This is a genomic window from Pseudomonas cerasi (assembly GCF_027983475.1).
Taxonomy (GTDB): Bacteria; Pseudomonadota; Gammaproteobacteria; order Pseudomonadales; family Pseudomonadaceae; genus Aquipseudomonas; species Aquipseudomonas cerasi.
This window is the reverse complement of record NZ_JAQJVM010000003.1, coordinates 1,184,091-1,197,325: the sequence shown is the minus strand read 5'-3', so window position 1 is coordinate 1,197,325 and position 13,235 is coordinate 1,184,091. Positions and strand designations below refer to the sequence as shown.

Sequence of the window (13,235 nt, the reverse complement as noted above, 5' to 3'; positions counted from 1 at the left end):
ATGAAAAATTTATTCCCTGATTTGTACTCTGACCTTGTTCCAGGTATGTCAGCAGCAGGATTTTCTTTAGGTGAATCGTTTTTCAATATTAGCGAAAAAATTGGGGTGGCTGAGTGGTACGGTCCGGAAGTACCTGTGCGTGACATTCTCCTTCAGAATAAATCTTGGGTCGGAATTAAGAGAAAGATTGGTTTTGGTGATGAGCTTTTATTTTCATATCGATTTATGAATGAGGTGGTCTCGCTGTACTTTGAAAATAGCGGAAGGCTTTATAGAATTGCTGTAGGTGAAGGGTATCTTGGAAAATTTAGTAGTGTCGGTGTGGGGGATGATCTTCGAAGCTTAGAGAGGGGGTTTGATGTCTTGTTTAATGATGCGGATGATGATTTTCTTCTAAGAAAAGACGGAAAAATATTGTCAGGTGTTAGTTTTGTTACGGACTACAGAGCCTCCTTAGAAGATGCGCCAGAACAAGTTATCAAGTTTATATCAATACATGACTGGTCCCTTCGATAAAAACAGTGGGCAGACCACGTTTTTTTATAAACCCATCAAAATAAATGTGTGTAAAAGCGACAGGCAAAGCTGCTACTCAGATCCTAGGCCGAGTACAGTCGCTATGGGGCCTGGTTGGACGATGATGAGTTTTTTGCCAGAAGCTACTTGTGTAGTTGAGCCTAGAGGGAAAATATATGTTAACGCGAATACTGCAAATCCTTAACGTAAATTGCGTAGTCAGACGGAATTGGACGCCTTAGGGTTGAGGGTTGTACAGAATAATGACGCTTTAGATTCGCGATTTTCCGGCCAGACATTTGTGTAGTCAGATGGAGTGGCAACGGTTAAAGTTTTTTTTGGCAGAGTCTTAATCAGCAGATATTTTGCTTTGGCTGATATCCGGCGCATTCTAGCGCCGGTATGTTCAGTTGCTTTTTCACCCTATAGCCATCAATAATGGCTACATGGATACTGCGACCTGTCGTTATTGCAGATGCCATCGCCGATGCCACTTGAATCAGCGCGCTGAGCTAAATCGAAAACGGGGGGTGGCAGCGACTGCCGCAGGCACCAAAGTTGTTAATACCCCGACGGTTGTAGATCCGCTGATTACTTAGGCCAGTCAGGTCAGCGCCGCCACTCAAACAGTCGCTCAAGCCAGCTCGATTACGCCGGTCGTTTCTGCCGCAGCGCAAACGGTGACCAGAGTAGAAGGGTTGCCAAGTAGCTCGTCCGTTTCCAAACCGCAAAAATACCTGATCGAAACCAACCCGGTCCTCACCGAACTCAAGCAATTCATGAGTTCGGATTACCTGCTCGCAGGCCTGGGCTACGACCCCGAAGTCAGTGCCAAGCGCCTGGGCGATGGCTTGTATGAGCAACGCCTCGTCCAGCAAGCAGTCGTGGCCCGCACCGGTCAGGCGTTCATCGATGGACAAACCTCCAACGAGGCCCAGTTCAAGTACCTGATGAACAACGCAATCGCCAGCAAGCAGCAGCTGAATCTGGCGGTCGGCGTATCGCTGAACTCACAACAAGTCGCAGCGCTGACCCACGACATCGTCTGGCTCGAAGAGCATGAAGTGAATGGCGAAAAAGTGCTGGTGCCGGTGCTGTATATGGCTCAGGCCGACAATCGCCTTGGCCCGACCGGTGCATTGATTGCCGGTAACGACGTCTCGCTGATCGCGGGGCAAAACCTCGACAACGTCGGCACCTTGCGAGCGGCCAATAACCTGTCGGCTGCTGCTGGAAATGATCTGGTCAACAGCGGCCTGATAGAAGCTGGTAACCGTCTGGACCTGCTGGCGGGTAACGACCTGGTCAACAAGTCCGGGGGCATTATCGCCGGACGTGATGTGACACTGACCGCCCTGCGCGGCGATGTCATCAACGAACGCACGGTGACCAGCCATCAGAGCGCTGCGGATGATGCGACTTGGCGTCAGGACTTTGCTGACAGCGCGGCACGCATCGAAGCGGCCAACGACATGTCCTTGCAAGCGGGTCGTGACGTGAAAAACACCGGCAGCGTATTGCAGGCTGGTCGTGATTTGAGCATCTCTGCGGGCCGTGACGTCGCTATCGACTCGGCCCAGACCGAGAACGGCCAGACACGCGGTGCGAACTCCAGTAATTCCAGCATTACGCAACTGGGCTCCACGGTCAGCGCCGGACGCGACCTGACGGCCCATGCCGGCCGCGACATCAACGTGATCGCCAGCAGCATCGACGCCAAGCGCGACATCGCGATGGCCGCGACGGAAAACCTGACCCTGTCCTCGGCGGCTGATGAACAGCATTCGTACGGCAAGAGTAAGAAAGTGACCGAGCAGGAAGATCATGTCAGCCAGGTGTCTGCGGACCTGAAAGCGGGCGGCAGTGTGGCTTTGCAGGCAGGGCAGAATCTCGACATCATCGCCAGCCGCATCAATGCGGGCAGCAACGTTGCTCTTGATGCTGCGCAAGATTTGACCATTGCATCAGCTCAGGACGAAAGCTCGTACTTCTATGCCAAAAAGAGCAAGGGGTCGTTCGGACGCAGTAGTAGCAAGCAGCAGGAAAGCTACGACAGCAGCAACGTGGCGTCGGTAATCAATGCAGGGCAAGACCTCACCATCAATACCACCAAGGCTGCTGACGGCAGCGTCAGCATCAACGGTGGGCATGACGTCAGTATCATTGGCAGCCGTCTTTCGGCAGGCAATGACCTGATTCTCGGCGCCACTAACGATGTGACCGTACTCTCGGGTGTCGATGAGCTGGGTGCTTACAGCCAGAAAAGTAAATCCGGCTCTTTTGGCGTGTCCAAAAGTGGAAAAAGCGAGCTGAAGACCAGCTCTACCCAAGTCGCCAGTGAACTGAATGCCGGCAACGATGTGGTAGTGGCTTCAGGCAAGGACATCACACTGCGTGCCAGCAACATCGGCGCAGGCAATGATGTGGACCTCCGAGCCGGGCTGTTGGATAAAACCGGCGACATCAATCTGCTCTCTGCCAACGACGAAGCCTCCAGCCACAGCAACGAGTACAAGAAGAAAACCGGTCTTTCAGTGTCTGGCGGATTCCTGTCCATCTCATCGGCTAAAGAAGCTGGTGGCCAAGCGCAGAGCAGCACCAGTGTAGGCAGCCAGATCAATGCTGCAGGAAATGTAAGTCTGCAGACCGAGCGCGACATCAATGTTATCGGCAGCAGCGTCAACGCAGGTGCAAACGTCAGTCTGAATGCGGGTCAGGACGTCAACATTCTGGCCGCACAGAGCACCAACTCCAATCAGGACTGGGAGAAGAAAAGGCAGTCGGGCATTGGCGTGTCTTCCAACGCCAATGGCGTGACGTTCTTCGCAGGCGTTGATCGCACCAAGGAAAACAACCGCCTTGAGCAACAGAGCGCTGCCGCCAGCCAGGTCCGCGCGGGTGAAGACCTCACGGTCAACGCCAAGCGCGACATCAATCAGGTAGGTTCTGACCTTCAGGCGCTCAATGACATCAATCTGACTGCCGGGCGCAACATCAAGATTGATGCCGCACGTGAATCCAGGACAGTTGAACAACAACGTGAAAACTCACGCAATGGCCTGAGTGCGAGCATTGATCACAACTATGGCAGCACCAAGGACGCCATCAGCGGCGCAGGCAAGGGGGAGGACGCCACGAGCAAGGGATCGAGCACGCTCAAGGCAGTAGACAGCACCTCGCAGTTCCTGTCTGGCCCGACGGGCGATGGAAAGTTCGGTAACAGCAAGCAGGGCACCAGCCAGCAAGTGGTCGAAACGACCAACCGCGCCTCGACGCTGGACGCAGGCAACAACCTGAACATCTCCGCGAGCAACGACGTTCAGATCAGCGGCGGCCAATTGCAGGCTGGCCGCGACATAAATATCAAAGGCCGGGATGTCACGCTTGATGCCGCCAAAGGCAGCTACAGCCAGGAAACCAGCGAGCAGAAAAGCTGGAGTGGTATCCACGGCAGCAGCAGTGGCGGGTTCAAACTTGGCGTGGGCGGCAGCAGCGGCACCGCCAAAGGTGATCAGAGTCAGGAGGCCTCGACCGTTACTACGTTGCAGGCAGGTCGTGACGTCAACCTCAAGGCCAGCAATGACCTAAATCTGATCGGCACGCAGGCCCAAGCAGAGCGAAACATCAGTCTGAATGCCGGCAACACCCTCAATATCAAGGCAGCACAGAACGACAGCTCCACCGAAAACACCCGTAAAAATGCCGGCGGGGAGGCTGGTATCGCCATCGGCCCAGGAGGTTTCGGTGTTTACGCCAGCGTCAATATTGGCAAGGGCGACCTGGAGCGCGAAGGCAAACAGCAGCAGGAAGTTTACCTGTATGCCGGTAATCAGCTCGGTTTCACCAGCGGTCAGGACACCAATATTGCCGGAGCCACGCTGCGTGGCAACGATGTCGTCGGACGTGTAGGTCGCGACCTGAACGTCACATCCCTGCCGGACACCGGGAAAGTCGAAGGCAAGGAATTCGACCTCAGCGCAACTGTCGTGGCTGGCTTTGGCGGCAGCGTCAGTGGCTCGGTCGGGTACGGCCAGACCAACGGCTCCAAGAACTGGATCGAGGAACAGACCCGCATCACGGCCAAAGACAAGGTCGACATCCGCACCGAGAACCACACCCAACTCGACGGCGCACTGATCGCCTCCGACAGCGGCAATCTCAAGCTGGATACCAACACGCTGGGTTACAGCGACATCGCGGGCAAGGACAAGGAACACGGTTACTACCTGAACGTTGGTGGCTCGTACGGTACCAGCGGCAGTACCACGCAGGACTCGACTCAGGTAGGCAAAGGCGATGACCAGAAAAACGGTTGGAGCGTCGAGGGCTGGAACTACAACAAGGATCGTGAACAGATCGTCCGGGGCACCGTGGGTGCAGGCGATGTGGTGGTGCGCAGTGATACGGCGGGTAAGGACTCAACAGCGGGCTTGAATCGTGATGTCGACAAGGCATACGAGATCACGCGTGATGATGAACATCGGACTGATTTGTATGTGACGAAGAGTTCGTTGGAGGCGGTCGCGGATCCTTCTGGGACTGTAAATGCCTGGAAAACTGCTATACAGAGTTATCCCGGCAAAACTGTGGACTTGTTAAATGCTGCGAGCACTCTCCTGGCTGGGACAGTGTCTTCCGCTGAGCAGGTTTGGAAAAATATCCAGGCGCAGAGTGTTTCTATAAACGACGTACCAGACTCCGTAAGGGAGCAGTTCGGAGACGAGTTGGCGCTTAACCTGACCAAAGCTTTTGTGCAAAACGGCAGGAACGTTGAGGATATTAACAAGCTGTCACAGGACGATATTGCAGTCATACAAAGTTTTAGCAGCCGTTTTTCTGAATTTAATGTTCAGCAGGCCGCTTGCAACGCTGCCGGCGGGTGCAGTGATGGCTTTAACGCTGATGCAGATCCTATTCATTACAAAGATAAGGATGGCGTTAATAAGATGGTATGGCTGCAAGATGCAAATTCTGATACTCCAGGAGGGAAATTGCTGGAGCAGGCCGAGCGTCTTCAGCGTTATCTAGATAAATTGCCTGTCGAGCAAGCCGAACTTCTTGGGTTGGGCGTTCAAACGGTAATGGGTCCTGCAAAAATGGCACTGGGAATGGCCGGCAGTATCGTTCTGAATAAACTGTTTGGTGACAAGATTGCTGCTGCCAAAGACGCGATGGCTAAAACAGTGGCAAGCGATTTGAGTGGGAAGGATCGAGACGATCTAGTAAGCAGTGATAATAAGCTCAAGGAACTTTATGACGTTGATGCGAATGCTCAGAAAGGAGATGTTTACGTACGCGGTGCGACCACGCTGATTAATATTGCATTGGGCACTGCTGTTGCGTCTACGGGTGTCGCAGGCGCCGCAATAATCAAAGGCGTGGGAACGGGATCAAGCGTTGCTGCAAGCAGGCCAATTGATCCTGTGAAAGTGACCATTGATGCAAACTGGAACAAGGCATCCAGGCCAATCAAAACTCCCGACGCAGCACCGCAGGCAGTGGCAGGGGCAACGAAGGCCTCAGATCAGACAGCACTTCCTTCGTACTACCGCGAGGACAGCTCGGCCGGTGCCTCTTTCAATAAAACGGGTGGATTACCAGAAGGCTACCGTCGCGTGGTTAACACCCGCACCGGGAACGTCGAGGTTGTTGGTCCTGATGGCTCGCTCTATTTTGAGGTGGCGGGGGGGGGGACTCAAGCCCAAGGCAGGGGGTAATCTTGCTGCTTTGGTGAAGGCTGAGCGGGACATTGATGGTGCAAAAGGCGTTCCCTCTATTGCTGATTCCGGCGCAAGCAGCGCGGCTAATGCTGCTAGACTCAAAATGCAAATGGTTGCTGAGCAGGCCGCCGGAGCAAGGGCTCCTACACAGATCACTAGCTATTCAAATCACGCATTAGAACAATTTGCAGGAAGGGATGGTGGTATTGGTGTAAGCGAGTCTGCACTCAGTGGCGCTTGGTCTAGCCCTCTAAAAATTGAATATGTCCCTTCAAAGTACGGTCCAACTTTTAGGTATACGGAACGGATGCAGTCATCGTGGTCAATACTGAAGGTAAAATCGTGACAGGTTGGGGGAAATCGGCTTCGGGGACCGGGAAATGAGCTGCCTCCTAACAAGCGCCCAATTGCAGCTCTTATTTTCCTTATGCTTTATGGCGGGTCAGTACCAACTCGCACTGGCTGAGAAATTACCTAATGGTTCATTATCATTAAGTGAGGTAGACGATCTTTGCGAGTTGATTTCTAATGAGTTTTTGCTGAACGGTATAGAGGAGAGCTTCGAGCCGAATAGTTATGGCCTTGAGCTAGAACTGCTTCTAGATGCGGTCAATAGAGGTCGTGGTCAAGGCCGTTAGAGTTCTGTGATTTTTTTGGCTCCTCTGTTTGTACAAAAGAAACTGCTAATACCGCATTGAAGCTTGGCGAAACCCAAACTATTAATGATGTAAGCATGGCTAGTGTCGGGAGATGGATGTCTCCTGATGAACTGGCACAGATGCAAAGTAGTAACAAAATTGTTCAGGGAGGCGGCGGGCAAACCTTTATCTGAACTAACGGTGCCGCTGATTTTAAGGGGGGTGCGTCTAAAGGTTTCGTCTATGTCGAGTTTGATATTCCAAGTAGTGGATTGTTGCAGGGTGGTAAGGAAGGTTGGTATAAAATGATTGGTCTGGACGCAAGTAAACCCCAGTAGTATTTTCTTAATAAACAGGGTGGGGAACATCTCCCTGAGGTAAAAAATATTACTGTGCTAGATAGTAAGTGAGAGGGGTTATGGATGCTTTTCAGTTTAATAAAGAAGTTAAGTCTCTATTGAAAGGCTACGCCGTAGAGTATTCAACATTCGCCAGTGGGGATTTTGGTAACCTTGAGCGGATAGGGCTGGAAGGCTTTAACAAGCTGGCGACCGTAGAATTTTGGTCTGAAGGCTGGATAGGTATTGATATATATGACCGTGCTTGTGATGAGCAGGTCATGAATATTTTGCTTTCTCCAGAGGAAAAAGATCTTGTCCCTAAAGGATTTGAAAAGCTTCTGGATATATTAAATCGAAATAGTTAATAAGTATCTTCGGAAACTCAGGGTGCTTATTTATCTGTAGATCCCAGCCTCGATTTGACACCGGCCCTGCGCCGGTGTTGTTTTATCTGCTTACTGCAAAACCTCCCTTCCTTTGCTGCGCGCTTTAGTCGTGGCCTGAGCGATCAGGGCATCAAGCATCTGCGCAACGAATTTCTGTATCTGGCACAGGCCGACAATCGCCTTGGCCCGACCGGGGCATTGATTGCGGGTAACGACGTCTCACTGATCGCAGGCCAGAACCTCGACAACGTCGGTACCTTGCACGCCGCCAACAACCTCTCGGCAGTCGCAGGCAACAACCTGATCATCACCGGCCTGATAGAAGCCGGCAACCGGCTCGATCTGCTCGCGGGTAATGATCTGATCAACACCGCTGGCGGCATCATCAAAGGTCGCGATGTTTCACTGACCGCGATCAACGGCGACGTGATCAACGAACGCAGCATCACCTCGATGGACAACAGTGTGCTCGGTCAGCGCCACAACGAGTTCGCCGACAGTGCCGCGCGCATCGAAGCCCCCAACGACATGAGCATTTCGGCAGGCCGCGACGTCATCAACAAAGGCAGCGTGCTGCAAAGCGGTCGTGACATGAGCATCCAGGCCGGACGCGACGTCACCATCGCCCCGACCGAAGTCACCAACAGCCTGTTCTCGGACAGCAAACACAACAGCAGCGACATCACCCAACTGGGCTCCACCGCCAGTTCAGGGCGCGACCTGACCGTTCAGGCCGGACGCGACATCTCCGTCATCGCCAGCCAGATCGACGCCAAACGCGACATCGCCATGGCCGCGACCGAAAACCTCACCATCAGCTCTGCGGCGGACGAAGAACACTCCCTGTCGAAAAGCAAAAAACTGACCCGCCAGGAAGACCACGTCAGCCAGGTTGCCGCCGATCTTGACGCGGGAGGCAGCGTTGCCTTGCAGGCTGGCCAGAACCTCGCCGTGATCTCCAGCCGTATTACAGCGGGTAAAGAGGCGTACCTGGTTGCCGGTGAAAACCTCGACATCTTGGCTGCGCAGGACAGTGATTATTCGCTGTATGACAAAAAGAAGAAGGGGAGTTTTGGGGCGAAAAACTTCAAGCGCGATGAAGTGACCGACACGCGCAATATCAGCAGTGAAATCACTACAGGCGGTAACCTGACGTTGGCAAGTGGCGGCGACCAGCGTTATCAGGTTGCCAAACTGAACAGTGGCAACGACCTGTTGATCAACAGTGGCGGCGCAATCGATTTCGAGGGCGTGAAAGACCTCCACGACGAAAGCCACACCAAGAACAAAAGCAGTGCAGCGTGGTTCTCGACAAAAGGCAAAGGGGCAACCGACGAGACCTTTCGCCAGAGCGAACTGGTGGCCAAAGGCGAAGTTGCCATTCAGGCCGTTAACGGTCTGCGCATTGATGTGAAACAGGTCAATCAGCAAAGCGTAAGCCAGAGCATCGACGCAATGGTCAAGGCTGATCCGCAACTGGCCTGGATCAAGGATGCCGAGAAACGAGGTGACATCGACTGGCGTCAGGTCAAGGAAATCCACGAAAGCTTCAAGTACGACAACTCGGGCCTTGGGCCTGCTGCGCAGATTGTTGTCGCCATCCTGATGGCGGCGGTGATGGGCCCAGCAGGCTTTGGTTTAAGCGCTGGTATTGGCGGCGCTGTAGCAACCAGCGTTGCGACGACGGCGGTGACGAGCACGATCAACAACAAGGGTGATCTTGGCGCCGTGTTCAAAGACGTGACGTCTTCCAACGCCATCAAGGGATACGCCATGGCGGGCGTCATGGCAGGTTTCGTACCGACCATCAATCCGAAAAATCTGGGCTTGGACCTTGCGAGTGTTCAGACCGTTGCGACTAAGGTGATCACCGAATCTGTGATCAAGACCGCGATCATGGGCGGGAGTTTCAAGGATAACCTTGGCTCTTCCATCGTCAGTACGGGAATCGCTACGGGTGGCGCCATTGCCGCAGGCAAGATCGGTGATTTCACTCTGTTCGATGAGGGCAAACTCACCAAAGTCGGCATGCATGCCGTGCTTGGCGGGTTGATGTCCGAGGCCATGGGCGGCGATTTCCGAACGGGTGCCTTGGCCGCTGGCGCGAATGAAATGGTTGTCGATTATCTGGCGGAGAGGATGCTGCCAAGTGATTTAGACAAAAACTCCCAAGCGTATCAAGCAGGTGTCAGCAAGCTGATGACTGCCTCGCAGTTGATCGGTGCTCTCACTGCTGCCGCAACGGGCGGGGACGCATCGGCAGCAGCGGCGGTGACGGCTAACAGTACGCAGTACAACTACCTTGCCCATAACCAGTTGAAAGAGGCAGCCGAAAAGTTAAGGAAATGTGCCCCTGCCGAGTGCGATTCGATTGTGGCCGCTTACAAAAAAGTGAGCGAGGATCAAACGATTGAAGCGATCATCAATTGCAGGTTCGACGTTTCCCTGTGTAAACCGTCCTCAAGGGATGTTGCTAACACGGTAGCCGATCTTTCGAGTGTCTACGATGCTTTGGGTGATACGCCAAGGACTCGCTGCAGATCCTGATCAATGAGAACCTGGAATTTCAGGAGACCTTGGCAGTTGCGACGACCGGTGCTAGCGCAGGCCGTGGCAGAAACACTCCAGGCCAAGCTCAAGCTCACGCCCGAAGAAACTGTTGAGTTGGCGGAGGCCATTGGGGGAGGATTAGCAGCCGCTGCTGGTGGGGTGGTCGCATTCCGCAGTGTGCTTGCGAAAGCGTCAACCCGGCTTGAAAGAGATGGTGGTTCATCTGTAAATAAACCTGTTGTAGATCGCACCGTTGATACTCTTCAGGATGCTGGCAAGCAGGAGTCATCAACGGCGGGGATGAACGCAGGTGCTGCTAGGCGATTGGATTATGAGGGAGCGCCCTATCACGGTAAAGTTGACAATGCGGTAAAAAGCCGGGCCCCAGTCAATGGTCAAGATGCTTTGGATACTTCAATTCAAGTCAAAATTACTTCTCCTCGTCGGGTTGGGATCGATTATGATTCTGGTGAGTTTGTTGTTTTTGATAAAACATTGGATACGACTTATAACGGACATGTTCGTTCTTGGGGGGACTTGCACGCAGATATGCAACGGGCTTTGCAGCAGGCAGGCATGGTCGATCGGAAAGGTAAGATTTTAATTGGCGGAGATAGGTGATGAATTATAAAAACTCTCCTGTTTATGACAGAAGCACTGTTGAAAAAGCTTTGGATTCAAAGGAAATAAAATCTGTTTGTGAGGCATTGTTGTCAATTGCTTTTTATGATCCAGACTGGGAGTGGGCGCAGAGAAAGTTTTTGGATGGGCTTGAAAGTAGCAATCCTGATATTAGGGGGTTGTCGGCAACTTGCCTAGGGCATGTCGCTAGAATTCATCAGAAACTAGATAAAGTTAGGGTGATTACGGCCTTTCGTGATCATTTAAATGATAGCGCGATTTCAGGGCAGATAGAGGATGCACTGAGTGATATTGATATGTTTGTAAAGTAATTTTTTGACTCTTGATTGGCTCTGCAGAGTGAATGATATAGTTAGCGCGTCAAGTGAAATGGCGTGTCGTTTAGCCTTTGAGCTTATATAGGACTGCTGGCGTGATATGAAAATATGAGTAAATGGCGGTTGCAGGAACCGAGTACAACATGGTCGTTGAGTTGACCCGACCGGTGCATTGATTGCCGGTAACGATGTCTCGCTGATCGCCGGCCAAAACCTCGACAACGTTGGCACCTTGCGTGCGGCCAATAACCTGTCAGCGGTTGCCGGTAACAATCTGGTCAACGCCGGTCTGATAGAAGCCGGCAACCGGCTCGATCTGCTCGCGGGCAATGAGCCTATGGCAATGGGCGCGGTAGGTGCATCCACAGGGGCAGCAGTCACGGCAGGTACTATGGGTGCCAACACGGCAGCGTTCCTCTCTGCAGGCGCGGGCGCTGTTGCAGCGGGTGCCGCTACCAACGCAACGGTCAGCGTTATTAATAACCGCGGAAACCTCGGGGCGGTAGTCAAGGACGTAACGTCTGCGGATGCTCTTAAAGGGTATGCCATTTCAGGAGTGACGGCGGGTCTGACGGCTGCGTATTTTAATGATTTTACGGGTACTCATAGTGATCCGAACACCGGCAAGATCGTTGGAGCCAAGCTCTCGACTTGGGAAGGCGTGGGTCAGTTTGCTGGTAATCAGGTTCTGCAGAACGGGACGTCTACGTTACTGAGTAATGCTCTTGGCAAGGGCGGCAGCGGCAGTGATGCACTCAAGACTGCGTTGTTCAATACCTTGGCTGCGGCGAGTTTCAATGCAGTGGGTGACTATACCTACGGCAAATTTGCGGAGGGTATGCCTCCCAAGTCACGCAATGGTGGGAGGACTGCTGTCAAAGGCTACAGGCGGAGATTTCAGGACTGGTGCGTTAGCTGCAGGTGCCAATGAAGCCTTGGTTGTGTCTTTGGAGAGTTTGGTCCAGAACGATAAAACTCTGCTTCCTATGGCTTCACAAATTGTTGGCGTTTTGGCAGCAGCTTCATCTGACGATGCCAACGCGGGCTCAATTGAAAAAGCTGCTTGGATTACTAAAAATGCCACGATGTATAATCGGCAGTCCCATGAAGATGAAGAAATGGCTAAGCGTGACGAGGTGAAGAAAGGAGGGTTCACTAAGGAGAATTTGGACAAAGCATCGTGTTATGTAATTAAGTGCTGGGCACAGTATGATCGGGCTAGTCCGGAATATCGAGATAGTATGATAAAAGAGTCTGACGTTGCAGGGCTTGGTAATGAGCTTATGTGGGTTGATGCCCAGCAGGAGAAGGAACTGTTCAACTATAGCTATATCGATGCCGCTAAAGATCTAGCGACTCGCGATGTTATTCCTTTGGGTACTGAAACGGGGTCTATTGTAACTGGTGGGATTAGTGTGGCCTCAGGGTATACTTTATGTGGAAGCGGAGTAGGTTGCGTCTTCGGTGCTCCGATGGTTGCATTTGGCGCTGGTAATGTCGTAGAAGGCGGTACGGGTATTTACAACCACTTTTATGGTGGAGGTGAAGGGTATAATCCTGTAAAAGAGGCATTCTCCCTTCTTCCTGGTAATCTGGGGGGCGTTGTCTACAGTAGCGCCGATTTTGCTCTTTCGCTGGGTGCTGGGCTAGTGAAGGTTCCTTTAAAAATGGGCTTGGCTGATGGTCTGAATAGGCCTAAGTCGATGTTTGGAGTTATGGTGAGTGGCGTGGATAATAACTTCTTTTTACCAGCTATAGGGGCTACTCCTTATGGCACTGCGATGGGTATGTATTTCTATAGTCTCGCAGGAAAAGGAAATAGCATCTATAAAGAGGTTTCTGATGAAAAGAAATAAGTATTTCTATTTTTTGTTTATGTCTTTTGCCTTGCTAAGCATGGTTTTAGGTGTGAGTATATTTTTTGCAATTATAATATCCGCTCTTTTCTCGGTTTTATTTAAGACCGACTCGGCTTGGGTGTATTATGTGGTTGGTGGGCCTCTGGCTATTCTGTTCGCGACTTTTTGGACTATTAAGCGCTGGGCTTTTGTGAAGGCTTTTGTGACGGAATGAATTATCTCCGAAAGGAATATTTGCCGTTCCTCGTCACAAGGGTAGGACATAG

General features: G+C 52.3%; 7 protein-coding genes and 3 pseudogenes. All 10 read left to right on the top strand.

What is annotated here, in order from left to right:
- The 10 genes and pseudogenes from PI739_RS20900 to PI739_RS20860 all read left to right on the top strand — a co-directional run bounded on the left by PI739_RS20900 (position 1) and on the right by PI739_RS20860 (position 13,183).
- Positions 1 to 516 carry a hypothetical protein gene (locus tag PI739_RS20900; protein WP_096121485.1) on the top strand — a complete coding sequence of 172 codons (516 nt, stop codon included), beginning with the start codon at positions 1 to 3 and terminating at the stop codon, positions 514 to 516.
- Positions 517 to 1,136: 620 nt separating this feature from the next.
- A pseudogene (locus tag PI739_RS20895) lies at positions 1,137 to 6,233 on the top strand (hemagglutinin repeat-containing protein); the annotation flags it as partial.
- A gap of 736 nt (positions 6,234 to 6,969) precedes the next feature.
- Positions 6,970 to 7,212: pseudogene (locus PI739_RS25095) on the top strand (TreTu family toxin).
- 80 nt (positions 7,213 to 7,292) lie between these two features.
- On the top strand, positions 7,293 to 7,580 hold the full coding sequence (locus tag PI739_RS20890; RefSeq protein WP_065349632.1) for a hypothetical protein: 288 nt from the start codon (positions 7,293 to 7,295) through the stop codon (positions 7,578 to 7,580).
- A gap of 54 nt (positions 7,581 to 7,634) precedes the next feature.
- Positions 7,635 to 10,148, top strand: coding sequence for a DUF637 domain-containing protein (locus PI739_RS20885; protein WP_333782056.1), 2,514 nt, complete (start codon positions 7,635 to 7,637; stop codon positions 10,146 to 10,148).
- 63 nt (positions 10,149 to 10,211) lie between these two features.
- Positions 10,212 to 10,772 (top strand): hypothetical protein, encoded by a 561-nt coding sequence (locus tag PI739_RS20880; protein ID WP_239989887.1) that lies wholly within the window; start codon positions 10,212 to 10,214, stop codon positions 10,770 to 10,772.
- Positions 10,772 to 11,104, top strand: a complete 333-nt coding sequence (locus PI739_RS20875; RefSeq protein ID WP_065349634.1) for a hypothetical protein — start codon at positions 10,772 to 10,774, stop codon at positions 11,102 to 11,104. Before PI739_RS20880 ends, PI739_RS20875 begins: the two co-directional genes overlap by 1 nt.
- A gap of 166 nt (positions 11,105 to 11,270) precedes the next feature.
- A pseudogene (locus PI739_RS20870) lies at positions 11,271 to 12,087 on the top strand (DUF637 domain-containing protein); the annotation flags it as partial.
- Between the two features lie 9 nt (positions 12,088 to 12,096).
- A complete protein-coding gene (locus tag PI739_RS20865) occupies positions 12,097 to 12,966 on the top strand; it encodes a DUF4225 domain-containing protein (protein ID WP_428835019.1) in 870 nt (289 codons plus the stop codon).
- Positions 12,953 to 13,183: a hypothetical protein gene (locus PI739_RS20860; RefSeq protein ID WP_003364653.1), complete on the top strand. Its 231-nt coding sequence runs from the start codon at positions 12,953 to 12,955 to the stop codon at positions 13,181 to 13,183. Before PI739_RS20865 ends, PI739_RS20860 begins: the two co-directional genes overlap by 14 nt.
- The last annotated feature ends 52 nt before the right edge of the window (positions 13,184 to 13,235 follow it).

What these genes read in the sequence shown, in the direction of transcription:
- PI739_RS20900 (WP_096121485.1), top strand. Translation starts at nt 1, where the DNA reads ATGAAAAATTTATTCCCTGATTTGTACTCTGACCTTGTTCCAGGTATG.
- PI739_RS20890 (WP_065349632.1), top strand. Translation starts at nt 7,293, where the DNA reads ATGGATGCTTTTCAGTTTAATAAAGAAGTTAAGTCTCTATTGAAAGGC.
- PI739_RS20875 (WP_065349634.1), top strand. Translation starts at nt 10,772, where the DNA reads ATGAATTATAAAAACTCTCCTGTTTATGACAGAAGCACTGTTGAAAAA.
- PI739_RS20865 (WP_428835019.1), top strand. Translation starts at nt 12,097, where the DNA reads ATGGCTTCACAAATTGTTGGCGTTTTGGCAGCAGCTTCATCTGACGAT.
- PI739_RS20860 (WP_003364653.1), top strand. Translation starts at nt 12,953, where the DNA reads ATGAAAAGAAATAAGTATTTCTATTTTTTGTTTATGTCTTTTGCCTTG.